General features: G+C 69.7%; 18 protein-coding genes. 15 read left to right on the top strand and 3 right to left on the bottom strand.

Annotated elements, in window-relative coordinates; translation table 11 throughout:
- Positions 1-69 precede the first annotated feature (69 nt).
- From ACYVOK_RS18235 to ACYVOK_RS18250, 4 genes are read left to right on the top strand one after another with little or no spacing between them, the layout of a single operon-like run.
- The gene (locus ACYVOK_RS18235; protein ID WP_460663640.1) at positions 70-1,083 is read left to right on the top strand and encodes an alpha/beta hydrolase; all 1,014 of its coding nucleotides are present in this window, start codon (positions 70-72) and stop codon (positions 1,081-1,083) included.
- The gene (locus ACYVOK_RS18240) at positions 1,071-2,426 is read left to right on the top strand and encodes an ABC transporter substrate-binding protein (protein WP_460663641.1); all 1,356 of its coding nucleotides are present in this window, start codon (positions 1,071-1,073) and stop codon (positions 2,424-2,426) included. Before ACYVOK_RS18235 ends, ACYVOK_RS18240 begins: the two co-directional genes overlap by 13 nt.
- Positions 2,427-2,464: 38 nt before the next feature.
- Positions 2,465-3,409, top strand: coding sequence for a carbohydrate ABC transporter permease (locus ACYVOK_RS18245; RefSeq protein ID WP_460663642.1), 945 nt, complete (start codon positions 2,465-2,467; stop codon positions 3,407-3,409).
- A complete protein-coding gene (locus ACYVOK_RS18250; protein ID WP_460663643.1) occupies positions 3,406-4,230 on the top strand; it encodes a carbohydrate ABC transporter permease in 825 nt (274 codons plus the stop codon). The genes ACYVOK_RS18245 and ACYVOK_RS18250 overlap by 4 nt, the downstream gene beginning before the upstream one ends.
- Before the next feature lie 78 nt (positions 4,231-4,308).
- On the opposite strand, the gene ACYVOK_RS18255 is transcribed toward ACYVOK_RS18250, so the two are convergent.
- On the bottom strand, positions 4,309-5,709 hold the full coding sequence (locus tag ACYVOK_RS18255) for an FAD-dependent oxidoreductase (RefSeq protein ID WP_460663644.1): 1,401 nt from the start codon (positions 5,707-5,709) through the stop codon (positions 4,309-4,311).
- A gap of 125 nt (positions 5,710-5,834) precedes the next feature.
- Here ACYVOK_RS18255 and ACYVOK_RS18260 point away from each other — a divergent pair, with 125 nt between their 5' ends.
- Positions 5,835-6,188 carry a metalloregulator ArsR/SmtB family transcription factor gene (locus ACYVOK_RS18260; protein WP_460663645.1) on the top strand — a complete coding sequence of 118 codons (354 nt, stop codon included), beginning with the start codon at positions 5,835-5,837 and terminating at the stop codon, positions 6,186-6,188.
- Positions 6,189-6,204: 16 nt separating this feature from the next.
- Here ACYVOK_RS18260 and ACYVOK_RS18265 read toward each other — a convergent pair whose 3' ends face one another.
- Positions 6,205-7,158 (bottom strand): phosphotriesterase family protein, encoded by a 954-nt coding sequence (locus tag ACYVOK_RS18265; protein WP_460663712.1) that lies wholly within the window; start codon positions 7,156-7,158, stop codon positions 6,205-6,207.
- Between the two features lie 25 nt (positions 7,159-7,183).
- Complete coding sequence (locus ACYVOK_RS18270; RefSeq protein WP_460663646.1) at positions 7,184-7,891, bottom strand: GntR family transcriptional regulator; 708 nt, start codon at positions 7,889-7,891, stop codon at positions 7,184-7,186.
- A 171-nt stretch (positions 7,892-8,062) separates the two neighbouring features.
- On the opposite strand from ACYVOK_RS18270, the gene ACYVOK_RS18275 reads away from it, so the two are divergent.
- From ACYVOK_RS18275 to ACYVOK_RS18320, 10 genes are all read left to right on the top strand, one after another.
- Positions 8,063-8,446, top strand: coding sequence for a hypothetical protein (locus ACYVOK_RS18275; protein ID WP_460663647.1), 384 nt, complete (start codon positions 8,063-8,065; stop codon positions 8,444-8,446).
- Positions 8,359-9,084: an ROK family protein gene (locus ACYVOK_RS18280; protein ID WP_460663713.1), complete on the top strand. Its 726-nt coding sequence runs from the start codon at positions 8,359-8,361 to the stop codon at positions 9,082-9,084. The genes ACYVOK_RS18275 and ACYVOK_RS18280 overlap by 88 nt, the downstream gene beginning before the upstream one ends.
- Complete coding sequence (locus ACYVOK_RS18285) at positions 8,978-9,754, top strand: sugar isomerase domain-containing protein (protein ID WP_460663714.1); 777 nt, start codon at positions 8,978-8,980, stop codon at positions 9,752-9,754. Before ACYVOK_RS18280 ends, ACYVOK_RS18285 begins: the two co-directional genes overlap by 107 nt.
- 3 nt (positions 9,755-9,757) lie before the next feature.
- Positions 9,758-10,444, top strand: a complete 687-nt coding sequence (locus ACYVOK_RS18290; RefSeq protein WP_460663648.1) for an SDR family oxidoreductase — start codon at positions 9,758-9,760, stop codon at positions 10,442-10,444.
- A 129-nt stretch (positions 10,445-10,573) separates the two neighbouring features.
- Positions 10,574-11,605 (top strand): LacI family DNA-binding transcriptional regulator, encoded by a 1,032-nt coding sequence (locus ACYVOK_RS18295; protein WP_460663649.1) that lies wholly within the window; start codon positions 10,574-10,576, stop codon positions 11,603-11,605.
- Complete coding sequence (locus ACYVOK_RS18300; RefSeq protein WP_460663650.1) at positions 11,605-13,200, top strand: FAD-dependent oxidoreductase; 1,596 nt, start codon at positions 11,605-11,607, stop codon at positions 13,198-13,200. Before ACYVOK_RS18295 ends, ACYVOK_RS18300 begins: the two co-directional genes overlap by 1 nt.
- A gap of 14 nt (positions 13,201-13,214) precedes the next feature.
- Complete coding sequence (locus ACYVOK_RS18305; protein WP_460663651.1) at positions 13,215-14,534, top strand: FAD-dependent oxidoreductase; 1,320 nt, start codon at positions 13,215-13,217, stop codon at positions 14,532-14,534.
- 28 nt (positions 14,535-14,562) lie between these two features.
- Positions 14,563-15,492 (top strand): ABC transporter permease, encoded by a 930-nt coding sequence (locus ACYVOK_RS18310; protein WP_460663652.1) that lies wholly within the window; start codon positions 14,563-14,565, stop codon positions 15,490-15,492.
- The gene (locus ACYVOK_RS18315; protein ID WP_460663653.1) at positions 15,489-16,358 is read left to right on the top strand and encodes an ABC transporter permease; all 870 of its coding nucleotides are present in this window, start codon (positions 15,489-15,491) and stop codon (positions 16,356-16,358) included. The genes ACYVOK_RS18310 and ACYVOK_RS18315 overlap by 4 nt, the downstream gene beginning before the upstream one ends.
- A 43-nt stretch (positions 16,359-16,401) precedes the next feature.
- Positions 16,402-17,916, top strand: a complete 1,515-nt coding sequence (locus ACYVOK_RS18320; RefSeq protein WP_460663654.1) for an ABC transporter substrate-binding protein — start codon at positions 16,402-16,404, stop codon at positions 17,914-17,916.

Here is a 17,916-nt window from a genome sequence, read left to right on the forward strand (position 1 = left end):
TGAGTACTCGGTAGCTTTTGCAAAACAGACTGAGTACTCAGTCTGGAATCACAGGGAGAAGGGCCATCCATGAGTCCAGCTTTCCGGCCGGAGCGCCCGGTCGTTCGCACCGAGGATGCTCCTCCGCGCCCGCACGAGCAGGTCCAGGCGTTCCTGGACAGCGCCGGCTCGTCGCCTGACCCCTGGAGCGCCGACATCGCGGCTGTGCGGGCGGACGCGCGGGCGAAGGTCCTGGACGTGACCGGCGAACCCTCCCCGGTGTCGTCCATCGAGTCGGTCGACGCGGACGGCGTACCGGGCCGGCTCTACCGGCCCATCGGCGCGGAACGAGACGTGCTGGTCTGGGCGCACGGCGGCGGCTGGATCCACGGCGACCTCGACACCGCGGACGGGGTTGCTCGCGCCCTGGCGAACCGGGCCGCGTGCGCGGTCTTGTCGATCGACTACCGGCTCGCGCCCGAGCATCCCTTTCCGGCCGGCTTCGACGACACCTGGACCGCGGTCACGTGGGCCCGGCGCAACTTCGCGAGTGTCGCCGTCGGTGGCGACAGCTCAGGCGGCAATCTCGCCGCGGCCGCCGCACTGAGAGCGCGCGATGAAGGCCTCGAGCTGGCGGCCCAACTGCTTGTCTACCCGGCTCTGGACAGCGTCGAGGACACCGACTACAAGGTCGCGTTTCGGCGGCGGTACGAGCACTTCGCCGGCCGGCCAGGTTTCGGTTCCAACACCGACCGGCGGCTCCGATACATCTGGGAGACCTACGTTCCCGACCCGGCGCTCCGCAGGACGTCGTACGCGTCTCCTCTCCATGCCGAATCCGTGGACGGCGTCGCGCCGGTGACCATCATCACTGCCGAACACGACTTTCTCCGCGGCGAGGCCGAGGACTACGCCCGGCGCCTGAAGTCAGCCGGCGTACCGGTCGAGCTGACCGAGTACGCAGGCCAGATTCATGGCTTCTTCGAGATGTTCGCCGTCATGACCGACGCGTACGACGCCGTCGGCGTGGGCGGCGACGCCGTTCGTCGCGCCTTCCAGTCCCCGCACCCCGAGCCATCGAAGGAGTTCTCGTGCGACCGCTGACCCAGTACCGCGGAACCCTCGGACTGGCCGCCGCCGCGGCCGCCGTACTCGTCCTCGTCGCCTGCGCCCCCGGCGGGAACTCCGAAGCCGGCCCCGCGCCGTCCACGCCGGTGGCCACCGGCGTCGGCGGCGAGCCCGTCACGCTGAAGCTGCTCGTGAACAGCGGCGTCGATGTCGCCTTCTACACCGCCCTCGGTGAACGGTTCCACGCCGAGCACGGCAACGTCACCGTCAAGGTGGAGAACCAGGACTACGCCACCCTGACGACGAACATCGCGCACATTCTCGCCGGCACCAACGTGCCCGACCTCGTTCGCGTCTCGCAGCTCGGCAACCTGATCGAGAACCAGCTGCTGACCAACCTCGACCCATATGCCGAGGCGTACGGGTGGGACAAGTGGCCCCAGTCGCAGTTCGCCTCCACCCGCGTCGGGACGGACGGCAAGCAGCGCGGGACAGGCTCGCTCTACGCCGCCGGCGCCGGATTCGGCCTGACCGGGGTGTATTACAACAAGACGCTCGCGCAGCGGATCGGCATGACGCGGCCACCGGCGACAGTCGCCGAATTCGAGCAGTTGCTCGCCAAGGCGAGGGATGCCGGGTTGCAGCCGATCATGATCAACGGCAAGGACGGCGGCAGTGTCTATCCACTGCAGAGCCTGGCGATGTCTTCCGCCGAGGACGCGCAGGCCGTCCAGGACTGGAACTACGCCAAGCCCGGCGCGAGTATCGACAACCCGGCGACGGTGAAGGCCGCCACAACGCTGCAGCGCTGGGGGCAAGCGGGCTACCTGCCGTCCGACGTCAACGACATCGACCAGACCCGGGCGCCGGCCGAGTTCGTCAAGGGCAACGGCGTGTTCTTCCCGAGCGGCAACTGGCAGGCGCCGGCGCTGGACAAGGCCGGGGCGGGGCAGTTCGGGTTCTTCCTCTTCCCGCCCGGCGACGCCGGTGGGCCGTCGTACGCGATGACCGCCGCCGCCAACCTGGGAATTCCGGCGAAGTCACCCAACGCCGATGTCGCGGCCGCGTTCCTCGACTTCGTCCAGACGGACCAGCGGGCGCGGCAGGACACGGTGACTCTCGGCGGGCTGGTCCCGGCGGGCCCTTCGGACGCACCCGCTCCGACCGCGCCCGCGGGATCGGCCGTCGCGGCCACGGTCAGTGCGTTCCAGGAGTTGCTGAAGAGCAATGGGTTGGTCGGGTTCATGGCTGACGCAACCGCGTCGATCCACGTCAACAGTCTCATCCCGCAAACGCAACTGCTACTGGCCGGCAAGACGACGCCCGAGGTGTTCGCGGCCAAGGTGCAGTCCGACTACGAGCGCGACCTCGGACGATGATCCCGGCGAACCGAACCGGAGGTGATGCAGTGCCGAGCATGTCGAGCCCGCAGCTGATCCGGCAGGCTTCGCCGGTGACGGACGTGGGAAAGCAAGGCGTCGTACGGCGCCGGACTCCACCCCGGCCACGGCGCTGGAGCGCGCTGCTCTGGGTTGCGCCTGCCTTCAGCATGTACGCCGTGTTCGTGCTCTTCCCGATGCTCCAGTCCGTTCAGTACTCCTTCTACGACTGGGACGGCATCGGCCCGGCGACGCCGGCCGGCCTGGACAACTGGAAGGCGATCTTCACCCAGCCGGAGCTGCTGCACTCCGTGGAGCACGCGTTCATCCTCGTCGTCTTCTACACGGTCCTGCCGGTCGGGCTCGGGCTGATCGCGGCCTCACTCATCCGCGAACTCCGGCCCGGCGCCTTCAGCACCACGGCGCGGGTGATGCTGTTCATCCCGCAGGTGTTGCCACTGGTCGCGGCCGGTATCGCCTGGACCTGGATGTACTCCTCGGACGGTCTGGTCAACCAGGTCCTACGGGCGGTCGGCCTCGATCGGCACACCCGGGCATGGCTCGGTGACTTCACCTTCGCCCTGCCCGCGGTCGGGGTCATCGGGGTCTGGGTCATGCTCGGTTTCTGCACGGTCCTCTTGCTCGCGGGGATCGGCAAGATCGATCCGGCTTTGTACGAGGCGGCCCGGCTGGACGGCGCCGGGCGGATCAGCGAGTTCTTCGCCGTGACACTGCCCGGCCTGCGGCGGGAACTCGTCGTATGCACGACGTTCACGATGATCGCTGCGCTGGCGAGCTTCGACGTCGTCCAGATCGCGACGCAAGGCGGTCCCGGCTACCAGACGATGGTGCCCGGCGTGGAGATCTATCGGCTGACGTTCCTGCAGCAGCACGTCGGTCAGGCCTCGGCGCTCGCGGTCTTCCTGGCTGCCCTGGTGCTGGTGCTCATCTGGCCGATCCAGCGTCTTGGGAGGGAGAAATGACGACGTCCGGAATCGCTCACCGGGTCACTCGCACCGGCATCCTGCTCGCGCTGATGCTGTTCGCCGTCGTACCGCTGCTGAGTATGTTCACCACAGCGCTGGCGCCACCGGGCAGCACCCCTCAAGGGCTCAGCTGGCCGAGCGATCCGCACTGGAACAACTTCGTGGACGCGTGGAGCGCCGCGAACTTCCTCGCTCTGTTCCGCTCGAGCACCCTGATCGTTCTGGGTGTCGTTCCGGCCACGGTCGCCATGGCCACCGCCGCCGGCTACGCACTCGCCCAGCTGAACGTGCCCTTCGGCAAGGCGATCTACGGTCTTCTGCTCGTCGGCCTCACGCTGCCGTTCGAGGCCCTCATCACCCCGCTGTACTACGACCTACGCAGCATGGGACTGCTCGGAACGCGGCTGGCGATCATCCTGCCGCTCATCGGACTGCTCATGCCGTTCGGTGTCTTCTGGATGCGCGCGCACTTCCTCGGGGCCGAGCCGGCGCTCACCGAGGCGGCGAAGGTCGACGGCGCCAATGCCTGGCAGACCTTCCGCCGCATCCACCTGCCGCTCGCGACCTCCGCGTGGTCCGCGTTGGCTGTGCTCTTCTTCCTCGCCAGCTGGAATCAGTACCTGTTGCCCCTTGTCCTCGTCGACGATCCGACGAAGCGAACCGTGGCCGGCGGGCTGGGCGCCTTCCAGGGTCAGTACGGAACCGACATCGTGCTGCTGTGCGCCGGGTCGCTCCTGATCATCCTGCCCTCGTTGGTGATCTTCTTGATCTTCCAACGCAACTTCGTCAAGGCGTTGATGCAAGGAGCCGTGAAGTGACGTATGAACGAGCGCACCAACCAGAGGTGGGGACCCGGGCCCGCCGGTAGCTCGGCCAGGCCCGGGTGTGGGGTTGGTTCAGTTGCAGCAGGTGGATTGGGTGGGTGGTTTGGTGTCGACGACGGTGAGGAGGCCGCCGGGGATGCCGGTTGCCAGGCCGCGGGTGGTGGGGGGCTCGAGGGCTTGGGGGGCCGGGCCGCAGCAGCCGGCGGCGGTTTCGGCGGATGAGTCGCCGTACGCGCGGTTCGACGAGCAGACGCCGGTTTCGGGGAGGTTCAGCTGGACGGCGCGGGCGGCCTCCCAGTCACCGGCGAGCGCGGCGACGACCGAGCGGGCCTGTTCGTAGCCGGTCGCCAGCAGGAACGTCGGTGCGCGGCCGTACGACTTTGCGCCGATCGCGTAGTAGCTCGGTTCCGGGTGTGTCAGCTCGTCGACGCCGTGCGGGGGAACGGTTCCACAGGAGTGCTGATTCGGGTCGATCAGCGGCGCGAGGGCGCGGGTCGATCCGAGGATCGGGTCGAGGTCGAGCCGCAGTTCGGAGACCATGTCGTGGTCGGGGCGGAATCCGGTCGAGTTGACCACCGTGTCCACGACGACCCGCCGGTCGCCCGCGACCAGCTCCACCCGGCCGTCCGCCGTACGGGAGATCGACTCGATGCGGAAGCTGCTCACCAGCTCGACGCGACTGGACTGCACGAGTCGCTTGAGCCGGGTGCCCAGAGCGCCGCGGGCCGGAAGCTCGTCGGCCTCGCCGCCTCCATAGGTGCGGGCCTGGTCCGTGCCCCGAACCACCCAGAGAACCTCGGTGCCGGGCTCCTGCGCGGCGAGGTCCCCGAGCTCGAGGAGGGTCGTGGCCGCGGAATGGCCGGCGCCGACAACCGCCGTACGGCGACCGGCGAAGCGCTGACGGTCACGCATCAGGACGTCCGGCAGGGCCGGTGAAATCGCGTCCGCCACCTCGGCCTCACCCCGAGCCGGGATCCCGGATCCGCCGAGGACGTTCGGCCGACGCCACGTACCTGCCGCGTCGATCACCGCGGTGGCGCGCACCTCCTCACCATCGGCCAGGCGAACGAGGAACGGCGCGTCCTCGCGACCCGCGGTACGGACCCGGTCGAACCCGACCCGTGTCACCGCGGTCACCTGGGCGCCGTACTGGATCCGGTCGGCAAGTTGCGGCGTCTTGGCGAGCGGAGCCAGGTAGGCGTCGATCAGGTCGCCGCCGGTGGGCAGTTCGTCCAGGTCGGGCTCGATCCAGGCGGTCTGCTCCAGCAGGCGGCGGGCAGCACCGTCCATGTCGTAGCGCCACGGGCTGAACAGCCGCACGTGCCGCCATTCGTCGATCGCCGCCGCAACACTCGGCCCTGACTCGAGTACGACGAACTCCAGCCCCCGCTCGGCCAGATGCGCCGCGGCGGCCAGTCCGATCGGCCCGGCACCGATGACGACGACCGGCAGGTCCTTCGATGGAAAGCTCATTGCTTGTCTCCACAATCCGCGAGTGGCTCAGCGGTGCTTGGACGCCGCACCGGCCGCTGAGTTGATGTTCATCTAATCAACGATCCCACCTTGCCTCCTGATTAGACGTAAGTCAAGATAGACGCATGTCAAAACAGCAGCTGTCCATCGAACCCGTCGGCGGTTGCTGCGCCCCGATCATGGACGCCCCTCTCGACAGCGCCGGTGCGGTCGAGGGCGCGGCGGTGTTCAAGGCGCTCGCCGATCCGGTCCGGCTGCGGCTGATGTCGATCATCGCCTCGGCCGGCAAGGAGGTCTGCGTCTGCGACATCACCCCGCAGTTCGACGTCTCCGGTCCGACGATCTCGCACCACCTGAAGGTTCTTCGCGAAGCGGGCCTGGTGGACTGCGAGCGTCGCGGCACCTGGGTGTACTACTGGCCGCTGCCCGAGCGTCTGACCTGGCTCTCGACCCTCCTGTCCGTTCCCGCACCCGCGTGACGAGCTGCTGGGTGGGTCAGCTCGCGGGGCGTACGAGAGCGGGTGTGCCTGAGAGTAGGGCCGCCGGAGCGTCTCGCATGACGAGGTCGACGAGGTCGCGGCCGAGGCGGCGTTCGAGGCGGGGCAGGAAGACTCGGCCGAGTACGTCCATGCCGGGGCCGCCGCCGTACGCCCGGAGCATGGAGCGGCGGCCGACGTCCGTGCCGAGGCAGACCTGGCCGGCCAGCCCGGCCTCGGCCATGCCGTCGATGAGGTCGAGGATGCGCGAGTCGGGACCGTACTTGATCCGCCCCACCGTGTCGTACACGAGATAGGCACCACGGGAGGCCAGCTCACGGTGCAGGTCGAGGTCGGCGTTGCGGTCGGTGTGGCACAGCAGAACCCGGTGGGCCGCAACGCCCAGCTGGTCCAGGGTGTCGAGGATCTCGTGGGCCGCGGTCCCGGTCTCGCAGTGCACGGCCACCGGCACACCGGTCCGCAGGGCAGCCTCCGCGCCGGCGCGGAACCACCGGAGCTCGTCGCCCGTGATGCGCTGGTAGGAGGCGCCGAGCTTCACGATGCCGGCCCTGATCGTCGACGGCACAGGGCGCGGGCCGGCCCAGTCGCGATCGTCCATACCGACGGTGAGGTCCGTGAGCAGGACGTCAAGAAGTTCGTCCTCGGAGACCTCGCGGGCCCAGTGCCAGGCAGGGTAGTGCGCCGAGCGGTGGTAGCCGGTAGCGGCGACGACATGCAGGCCCGCGTCGGCGGCCAGCTCGGCCAGCGCACTCGGCCGACGGCCCAGTCCGACGGGGGTCAGGTCGATGACAGCACCGATCCCGCTGGACCGGACCGCCGTCGCCTCGGTCGTGGACCTCTCGAGGTCCCAGAATTCGTCGCCGGGCAGAGCCGAGGAGCGCAGGAAGAGATGCTCGTGCGCGTCGACGTATCCGAGCTCGGCTGCTCCCACCGGCCCGAGTACCGTCATCACTTCGGTCAAGATCGGACTCCGATCGTCATCGCGCCAATGACACGTGGAACACGAACTCGTCGCCCGCGTACCGCGTCTGCGTCTTCTCCAGGGGCCGGCCGTCCTGGTTGAGGATGAGGCGCTCTTCGACCAGCAGCGCGGCGCGCGGCTCGACGGCGAGCAGTTGCACGTCCTCGTCGCCGGCGTTGGCGGCGACAAGAGTTCCGGTGGCACTGGTGGGAATCTCGCCGAGTGCTCGCAGCGCGTCGTGCAGGGAACCGTGTTCGAGATCCTCGTTCAGTACGGCGCTACACGACATCGGGAGTACGACGTTCTCGATCGCGACCGGTCTGCCGTCGGCGAGGCGGAGCCGGCGCACGTGCGTCACCTTGGTTCCCGGTGCCAAGTGGAGCGCGGCCAGTTCGTCGGCGGTGCCGGCGCGGAGTTCCGCCACCAGGATTCTCGAGCCGGCCACCGCTCCGCGCCGCGCCATCTCCTCGGTGAACGACCGGAGCCGGCCGATGTCGCGATGAACCCGCGGCTCGGCCACGAACGTACCGACTCCCGGCACGCGGTAGATCACGCCCTCGTCGACGAGGCGTTGGGTGGCTTGACGCACGGTCATCCGGCTGACGTTGAACAGGGCGGCCAGCTCCGAGTCCGACTCCACCGTGTCACCGGGGCGCGAACTGGCGATGCGGCTGCGCAGGTGGCGCTCGACGGCCTGGTGGCGCGGGATCGGCGGAGTCGTCACGGTGCCACCTCGATCTGGGAACGTCGGGCAGGTTGCATGGCAGGCAGTCTAGACAGGTTGGAGGTCCGCCTCCAGTAGCGGTCCCCGGGCCTTGACGGCCTCATTCAGCCACAGCTACCGTCCACCTGTCTAGACAGGCTGGACTGGCCGTCGTGTGTGTGGAGGTGAGGCGTGGACGACGCGGTGCTCGGCATCGACATCGGCGGAACCCGGATCAAGTGGGTGCGGTGGTCGCCCACCTCAGGAGTGCTGGACGAAGGTGAGCGGGCGACACCCCGGTCCGGTGCTCCGGCCGTGCTGGCTGTGGTCGCCGACCTGATCGGCAACGGATCCGTAGCGGCCGCGGGAGTGGCCGTCCCGGGTCACCTGTCGGACGACCTGAGCGCCGTCCGGCTGCTGCCGAACCTGCCGGGGGATTGGTCGGGGCTGCACTTGGCCGACGAACTGCGGCCCGGACCGGAGGGCGCCTGCGACTCGTCAACGACGCGCGCGCCTTCGCTCTCGCGGAGCTCCGGCTCGGGGCGGCCGCGGGGTACGACGACGTCGTGTTCGTGACGATGGGCACGGGGATCGGTGGTGCCCTCGCGCTGAACGGCCGGATCCTGCGCGCCCGGGGCGACGTCGTCGGCGAGTTGGGTCACATGATCTGCCGCCCCGCCGGTCTGCCGTGCGGCTGTGGCGCGTACGGCTGTCTGGAAACTGTGGCCGGCGGACTGGCGCTGGTGGCTCGGGTCCGGGCTGGTGGCGGCCGAGCCGATACGCCGCAGGACGTGGTCCGCGCCGCCGACCGGGGGAGCGGTTCGGCGCGTGCTGTGCTCGGAGATGCCGGCCAGGCGCTCGGCCTCGTGCTCGGCAATGTCATCGCCTACTCCGGCGCGACGACTGTCGTCATCGGGGGCGGCGTCGCCCCCGCCTTCGCGTTCATGAGACCGGCCGTCGAAGCCGAGTTGGCCGGGCGTGCCCGGCTGGTGGGGCCGGTCGAGGTCCGACTTGGCCGACTGGGCTCGGGAGCCGGCGCCCTCGGGGCGGCCCTGCTGGTGTCGTCCACATCGCAATCGCACAGAGATGGAGAGACCCGATATGACCATGAGCTGGATCTCGGCAGCGCTGACGACCCTGGAGGAGGTCAGGCGATCCCAGGAGACCGCGATCGAGCAGGCCGCCGTAGTGGCCGCGCGGTCGATCGCCCGTGACGGTGTCGTGTACGCGTTCGGCACCGGGCACTCCAGGATGCCGGTCGAGGAGATCTTCCCGCGCTACGGATCGTTTCCCGGCTTCCATCCCATCGTCGAGTTGTCGATGACCTTCCACAACCAGGTGGTCGGCGCGAACGGGCAGCGCCAGGCGATGTTCATCGAACGCATGCCGGGGCTCGCCGATCAGATCCTGGCCAACTTCCGGCTCCGGCCGGAGGACAGCCTGATGGTCTTCAGCGTCAGCGGGCTGAACGCCGTCCCGATCGAGATGGCGATCGGGGCCAGGAAGGCCGGTCTGCCCGTCATCGCCGTCACCTCGCTGGCCGAAACGAAGGCAGGCGAGGCTCGGCACCCGAGCGGCACTCGCCTGGCCGACCACGCGGACGTCGTCATCGACCTGTGCTCGCCGGTCGGCGACGCGCTGTGCCACGTGGAAGGAGTGGACGAGCCGATCGGGCCGGTCAGCACACTGACGGCTGTGGCCGTCGTCAACGAGATCAAGGTCCGGACGGCGCGTTTGCTGGCCGCCGAAGGGATCGTCCCACCGGTCATCACCAGCTCCCGCCTGGTGGGCGACGAACGCAGCTCGGAGTTGTTCGAGGCGGCGTACCTGGACTTCGCCCGGCGCGCGGCCGGAACGCTGCGCTCGGCTCCGGCGGGGAGGTGAGTGATGCGGGTTCTGGTGGCCGGTTCCGAGGGCGGCATCGGCGGCGCGTGCGCCGACTCGATCCGGGCATCCGGCGGTCAGGTGTACGGCGTCGACGTCGGGTCGGCGGACATCACACTGCCCGGTGGTGCCGAGGCGGCGATCGGCCAGGCACACGCCGTTCTCGGCGGCCTGGACGGAGTCGTGCACGCGATCGGCATGTCGGGCCGCAGGCTGGGCGACGGTCCTGTTGCCGAATGCACCGACGAGGCCTGGTCGGAGGTGCATCGGGTGAACCACGAATCCGTCTTCCGCCTGCTACGGGCCTCGATACCGAAGCTGGCGCAGGGCGGATCCGTCGTGATCGTCGGCTCGGCTCTGGCCACCTCGCTGGACCGGGACTTCCGCACCGTGGCGTACGCCAGCGCGAAGGGCGCTTTGATCCCGCTGGTCCGTTCGGCTGCCTACGACGCCGCTCCTCGGGGTGTTCGGGTGAACCTGGTGGCCGCCGGCCTGGTGGACACCCCGATGGCCCGGCGCGCGTTGGAGTCGCCGCGGATCGCGGCGCGGATGACGGAGCTGATGCCGCTCGGTGGCACGGCCTGTACGCCGCAAGAGGTCGCCGAGGTCGTGGTGTGGCTGCTGTCCGCCGCGGCCCGGCGCACGACCGGGGCGGTCATCCCCGTCGACGGAGGCTGGCACCTGCGGTGAGCCACGGACCCGCGCGCTAATTCGCATTACCACGGCAGCGAACTCTTGACGACGATCGGGGCACTGACTAGTTTCTCGGCAACGAAGTTCGCAAATGCGTATTACCACTGAAGATCTGGAAGGGCATCGATGCCGGACAAGGGCAGCACGCGGTTGACGCAGCGGGACATCGCCCGGCTGGCGAAGGTCAGCCAGACGACGGTGTCACTGGTGCTGAACAACCGCAGCGACGCGACCGCCCGGATCCCGGCCGAGACCCGGGACCGGGTGCTGAAGGTGATCCGGGAGACCGGGTACCAGGCCGATCCGCTGGCGCGCCGGATGCTCAAGCAGCGCAACCAGATCCTCGGCGTGTTCACCTACGAGTCGGTGTTCCCGAGTGCGAGTGGCGACTTCTACCATCCGTTCCTGGCCGGCATCGAGGACTGCGCCGAGCGGCTCGGCTGGGACCTGCTGCTGTTCACCAGCGCTCCGGTGACGAAGGGCCGGCGGCGGATCTTCCACGAGAACAACCGGCTCCGCATCGCCGACGGCTGCCTGCTCCTCGGTCGCCGGATCCCGTCCGACGAGTTGGCCCGGCTGATCGCCGAGGAGTACCCGTTCGTCTCGGTCGGCCGCCGCGACGACGCCGGCGGCCCGGTCCCGTGCGTCGGCGCCGACTACGCCTCGGCGACGACGACCGTGGTCGAGCGGGCCTTCGCCCTCGGTCACCGGCGGATCGCGTTCGTCGGCCCGGGCACCGGCGCGGAGTCGTCCGCGGATCGCCTGCGCGGCTTTCGTCGTACGGCGGGAAACCGGGCGCCGCACGTGCCGACCGCCGACCGGCCGCCGGCCGAGGTGCTGGACGCCCTGCTGGACCAGCGGATCACTGCCGCCTTCGTGGAGGAACGGGCCGACGCGGTCGCCCTGGCCGACGCGGCGGCCGAGCGCGGCCTGGACATCCCGGGCGACCTGTCCGTGGTCGCCCTCGGCGACGCGACCCGGCCGGCCGCGACCGGAATCGACTTCAGCGGCTTCCACGTCCCGCGCCAGGAGATGGGCCGCCAGGCCACCGAGCTGCTCGAGGCCATCCTCAGCGGCCGCGCCGAGGCCGGCACGCAACGGCTGTTGCCGTGCGAGCTGGCCGAAGGCACCACGTTGATCGCACCGAAGGGTTTGTGATGCAGACAGATGTCCTCATTGTCGGCGGTGGGCTCGGCGGCGTTGCCGCCGCGTTGGCAGCCCTGCGTGCCGGTCGCTCGGTCGTCCTGACCGAGGAATTCGACTGGCTCGGCGGGCAGCTGACCAGCCAGGCCGTGCCGCCGGATGAGCACACCTGGGTGGAGCAGTTCGGGATCACCGCGTCGTACCGGGCGCTGCGCGAAGGGATCCGCGACTACTACCGGCGCCACTACCCGCTCACCTCGGCGTCGCGTGCGGCCACCCACCTCAATCCTGGTGCCGGATACGTGTCGAAGCTCTGCCACGAGCCGAGGGTCGCGCTGGCGGTGATCGAGGAGATGCTCGCGCCGTACCGGTCCAGCCGGCGGCTGCAGGTGCTCCAGCCGTTCCTGCCGGTGGCCGCCGACACCGATGGCGACCGGGTCACCGCGGTCACCGTGCAGCACCGCGACACCGGCGATCAGCTCACGATCACCGCGCCGTACATCCTCGATGCGACCGAGACCGGCGAACTGCTGCCGCTCACCGGAACCGAGTACGTCACGGGCTTCGAGGCGCAGAGCGAGACCGGTGAGCCGAGCGCGCCGGCCGAGGCGCAGCCGCTGAACATGCAGGCCGTGTCCTACTGCTTCGCGATCGACCACGTCGACGGCAACCATGTCGGGGACAAGCCGGCCAACTACGCCTTCTGGCGGAACTACGAGCCCTCGTTCTGGGGTGACCGCCTGCTGTCCTGGACCGCACCCGATCCGCGGACCCTGGCCGCCTCGCGCCGGACCTTCACGCCGAACCCGGACGACGATCCGCTCGCGGTCGTCGCGGACCAGCGGCGGACCGGCGGGGACACGAACCTGTGGACGTTCCGCCGGATCGCGGCCCGCCGCCACTTCGAGCCGGGTGCGTACGACAGCGACATCTGCCTGGTCAACTGGCCGATGATCGACTACTTCGAGGGCCCGGTCATCGACGTACCGGACAAGGCCTCGCACCTGGCCGCAGCCAAGGAACTGTCCCAGGCGGTCCTCTACTGGCTGCAGACCGAGGCGCCGCGTCCCGACGGCGGCGCCGGGTTCCCCGGGCTGCGGCTGCGCGGTGACCTGCTCGGTACGGCGGACGGCCTGGCGCAGGCGCCGTACATCCGGGAGTCCCGCCGGATCAAGGCGGAGTACACGATCGTCGAGCAGGACCTGTCGGTCGCGATCCGCGGCGACCGGGGCGCGGTCGAGTACGACGACAGCGTCGGCATCGGGATGTACCGCATCGACCTGCACCCGTCGACCGGAGGGGACAACTACATCGACGTGGCCAGCAGCCCGTTCCGGATCCCGCTCGGGGCGCTGATCCCGCGCCGGGTGGAGAACCTGCTGCCGGCGAACAAGAACCTCGGCACCACCCACATCACCAACGGCTGCTACCGGCTGCACCCGGTCGAGTGGAACATCGGCGAGGCTGCCGGCGCGCTCGCGGCGTTCTGCCTGGACCGCGCCGTCAGCCCGCGCGCGGTGCGCAACACCCCGGCCCTGCTCGGCGAGTTCCAGTCCCGGCTGGTTGCCCAGGGCATCGAGCTCGGCTGGCCGGACGTCACCGGCTACTGATGGAGGACCGACCTGTGAAGCTCCTGTGGCGCGGTGACGTACTGGTCGTCGGAGGCGGCTCGGCCGGCTGCGCCGCCGCGATCGCCGCGGCCCGCTCCGGCGCGCGAACGCTGCTCGTCGAGGCGGCGGGTTTCCTCGGTGGGACCGGTGCCGCGGTGCTCGACACCTTTTACGGCTTCTACGCGCCGGGACGGTCCGACCGCGTGGTCGGCGGGATCGGCTGGGAACTGTGCGAGCGGCTCCTGGCACGGGAGCAGGCGTTCGAGCGGCCCAACACCTATGGCGCGGGGACCGGCGTGACCTACGAGCCGGAGGCGCTGAAGCTGGTCTGGGACGAGCTCACCGAGGAAGCAGGGGTCGTGACGCTCCTGCACGCCACAGTCGGTCGTGTCGTGATGGACGGCGACCGGATCACCGAGGTCGTCGCCGAGACCAAGGCGGGCAGCGGGCGGCTCGTGGCGACCGTGGTCGTGGACGCCAGCGGTGACGCGGATGTCGCGTGGCGGGCCGGTGCCGCAATGGAGCGGCCGGACGACGAGCAGCGGGTGCAGCCGCTGACCGCGACGTTTCGGCTGGGCAATGTGGACGTCGCTTCAACGCCGACGGCGGAGTTGCACAGACTGATGTGGGAAGCAGTCGCGTCGGGGGAGTTCGCGCTGCCTCGCACGGAAGGCTCGGCCCACCGCACCGTGCTCCCGCGTGTTGTCCACACGAACATGACCCGCGTGAGCGACGTCAACCCGCTGGACCCGTGGGAGCTGTCCGCCGCCGAGCGAGAAGGCCGCCGGCAGGTGCACGAATACCTGCGCTTCCTGAAGGCGCGCGTTCCCGGGTACGCGGACGCCCACCTCCTGGGCGTCTCCACCCGCATCGGCGTACGGGAGAGCCGCCGCCTGATCGGCAGGTACGTGCTGACCCGCGACGACGTCCTGTCCGCCCGCCGGTTTCCTGATGAGATCACCCAGTGCGGTGCGCCCATCGAGGACCACGCCGCCGGATCGTCGACGATCTGGCAGTACGTCGGTGGCGACGCCGGTCCGACCGGTTCGACGTACGGCGTTCCGTACCGCTGCCTGTTGCCGCAGGGCGTGGCCGGTCTCCTCGTCGCCGGACGGTGCCTGTCGGCCACCCACGACGCGCATGCGTCCGTTCGTTCGATGGCGCAGTGCATGGCGATGGGACAGGCGGCGGGAACGGCCGCTGCCATCGCGGCCTCGTCCGGCCGGCCACCCGCCGACGTGGACATCGCCGACCTCCGCGGCGCGCTCGAGGACGGCGGCGCGCTGCTCGACCAGACCTGTTCCGTAAGCGTCGACGGGAGAGTTCCGCAGTGATCGTCACCTGTTCCGATCGGGTCGCGCGATGCTGACCCTCGTCGTCCGGCGCCTGCTCGCCGGAGTGTTCGTGCTGTGGGGCGCGTGCACGCTGATCTTCCTGATCGTGCGCGTGGCACCCGGTGACCCGGCCATGGTGATGCTGGGGCCGGACGCGGAGCCGGACCAGATCGCCGCCATGCGTATCAGGCTCGGGCTGGACCAGTCGATTCTGGTGCAGTACTGGGACTACCTGGGCCGGAGTGTCCGGCTCGACTTCGGCGACTCCTACCGGCTCGCGACGTCCGCGTTCGACGCGGTCCTGTCCCGTCTGCCCGCCACTGTCGACCTGACCCTCACCGCGGCGGTGATCTCGGTCGGCGCCGGGTTGCTGCTGGGATCGGCCGCCGGCATCCGGGCCGGCTCGCGCCAGGACCGGCTCGTGACGACACTGACCATCGTCCTGCAGTCGTTCCCGACGTTCTGGGTCGGCATCATGCTGATTCTCGTCTTCGCCCTCGGGTTGCGGCTGCTGCCCAGCTCGGGCGCGCAGAGCCTGAGCAGTCTCATCCTGCCCGCGGTGACCCTGTCCTTTCCCTTCACAGCAATCGTGGCCCGGGTGACGCGCAGCGGCATCGCCGAGGCGATGGGGGAGCCGTACGTGCAGACGGCGCTGTCCAAGGGGTTGACCCGGCGCCAGGTCCTGACCGGGCACGCGCTGCGCAACGCGCTGATCCCGGTAGCCACCGTGGTCGGGCTGCAGATCGGCGCGCTGCTGGGCGGCGCGGTCGTGGTGGAGAACGTCTTCGCCTGGCCGGGTCTGGGCACTCTCATCGTGGAGTCTGTGGGCAACCGCGACTACGCGGTCGTCCAGGCCGCGACGCTGACGATCGCCGCGATCATCGTCGTCCTCAACCTGCTGGCGGATCTGCTCTACGCCCAGCTGGATCCCCGCATCCGGACGGCGGCGACGCGATGACGGGCATCGCCGATCTCGTCGCCTCCCGGGCCGGCCGGCGCAGTCGCCGCGGTACCGGGCGGGTGCCCGCCGTGATCATCGGTGTCTACCTGCTCGTGGCCGTCTTCGGTCCGATGCTCATCGACTACGACCCGGTCCGCACACCGCTGGAGGACCGGCTGCTGGCGCCGGGCTCGCAAACCTCGACCGGCGGCACCGCTCTGCTCGGCACGGACGCGCTCGGCCGCGACGTGTTCGCCCAGATCGTGTACGGCGCTCGTACGTCGGTCGTCATCGGGCTGGCGACGGTCGCGGTGTGTGTGGTCGTCGGCCTGCTGGTCGGGTTCGCCGCGGGCTACTACCGGGGCGTGGCGGATTCGGTGCTGAGCCGGCTGATCGACATCCTGCAGGCGTTCCCGGGGATCCTGCTGGCCATCGTCATCGCCGGGGTCTTCACACCGAGCCTGTGGGTGATCGTGCTGGCCCTGTCGGTCACCGGCTGGATCTCGTTCGCTCGAGTGGCAAGGAGCGTCGTGCTCGGCGTCCGCGAGCGTTACTGGCTCGACGCGGCCAGGCTCCTCGGCGTCCGCACCCGGCGCGTGCTCGGCCGGCACGTCCTGCCGTTCACGGTGGGCCCGATCGTGGCGATGGCCACTCTCGAGTTCGCCCTCGTCGTCCTGGCCGAGGCCGGCCTGAGCTTCCTCGGCATCGGACTGCCGTCGTCCTCGGTCTCCTGGGGCCAGACCGTTGCCAACGGCAAGGAGTACCTCAGCTCGGCGTGGTGGATCTCGGCGGTGCCGGGGTCGGCCCTGGCCGTGCTGGTCGTCAGTGTCGGTCTGCTCGGTGACAACCTGACCGCCCGGTACGGCCGCGCCCGGTCGCGATAAGCACAGCATGCCCATCCAGCCCTTCGCTCGTGGAGTGTGAGTAATGCGTATTACTGGAGCAATCAAGGTCACCGGACTCCTGGTGCTCGCGGTGGCCTTGCCGGCCTGCTCGGTCGGCGACGGAGCGGCCGCGGACGGTGCTGCCGGCAAGGGAGTCGTGGCGAGTGGAACGTTCGTCATCGACAACATCGACCCGGGCTCGAGCCAGGGCGGGTCCGCCGGGAAGGATCTCGCCGGGCAGCAGATCTACGGACGGCTGGTCAAGCCGGATGCCACCGGCAAACTGGTGCCGGACCTCGCCGAGTCGTGGCAGCCGTCGCCGGACGCGAAGAGCTGGGACTTCACCCTGCGCGGCGGGCTGAAGTTCTCCGACGGCAGCCCGCTCACCGCCGCCGACGTCGTCGACACCTTCAACCGGCTGATCGAACTGAAGGGCACGACCGCGGCGAACTTCAAGGGCGTCACCGCGAAGGCCGGCTCCGACACCACCGTCACGTTCACCGGACAGACCCCCGACCCGGCACTGCCCAGCAAGGTGACCACGCTGTACATCCTCCCGTCGGGCGTACCGGACGACGCGGCGTCGTACTTCAGCAAACCGGTCGCCTCGGGACCGTTCATGGTGGAGTCGTTCAAGCCGAGTGCCGAGCTCAAGCTGGTGCCGAACCCGAACTACTGGGGCGGTGCCCCGAAGCTCCCGTCCCTGACGATCCGCAGCATTCCGGACACCGCCGCCAAACTGGCCGCGCTCAGGACCGGCGAGGTCGACGTGGTGTGGGGCCTGCCCGACGACCAGATCCCGGCCCTGCAGTCCGACGCGAACCTCAAGGTCGAAGCCGTGCCGAGCAACGGCAACTTCACCATGTGGTTCAACTCGGGTATCCCCGCCTTGGCCGATGCGTCGGTACGCCGGGCGCTGTGGCAGGCGGTCGACTTCGAGACGATCATCAAGCAGCTGTACCCGGTCACCGGGCAGCCCGCCGACGCGCCGCTGGCGCCGACGGTGTTCGGCTACGCGCCGCAGACGCCGGTGAAGTACGACCCGGACGCGGCGAAGAAGGCGTTGCAGGCCGCGGGCTACCCGTTCGACAAGCCGCTGCGGCTGCAGTTCGGCCAGGCCCAGTTCAAGCCGTTCCTGCAGGCCGTCGTCTCCTCGTGGGCGAAGATCGGGGTGAAGGCTGATCTGCTGCAGAAGGAGCAGGCCGTTTTCATCGAGGACCTGCTGGCCCTCAAGTGGGACGTCAACTTCCAGCTGCTCGGCACGGCCGGCTACGACGCCGCGACGAACCTGGGCCGGTTGTACCCCTGTGCCGCCAAGCGCAACGGGTATTGCAACCCGGCCCTCGACAAGCTCCTCGCGCAGGCCGGATCGACCACCGATCGCGAGGAGCGGGCCAAGCTGTACGCCGGGGCGTCGAAGATCATCTGGGACGACGCGGTGGGCATGTTCCCGATGACGGCGAAGGTCGCGTACGTCTCGAACAAGAACCTGTCCGGCTTCACCCTCGACGGCCTGGGGTATCCGGACTTCTCACGAGCAGCCGTGACGGGCAGCTGA

Source organism: Kribbella swartbergensis (genome assembly GCF_054784135.1).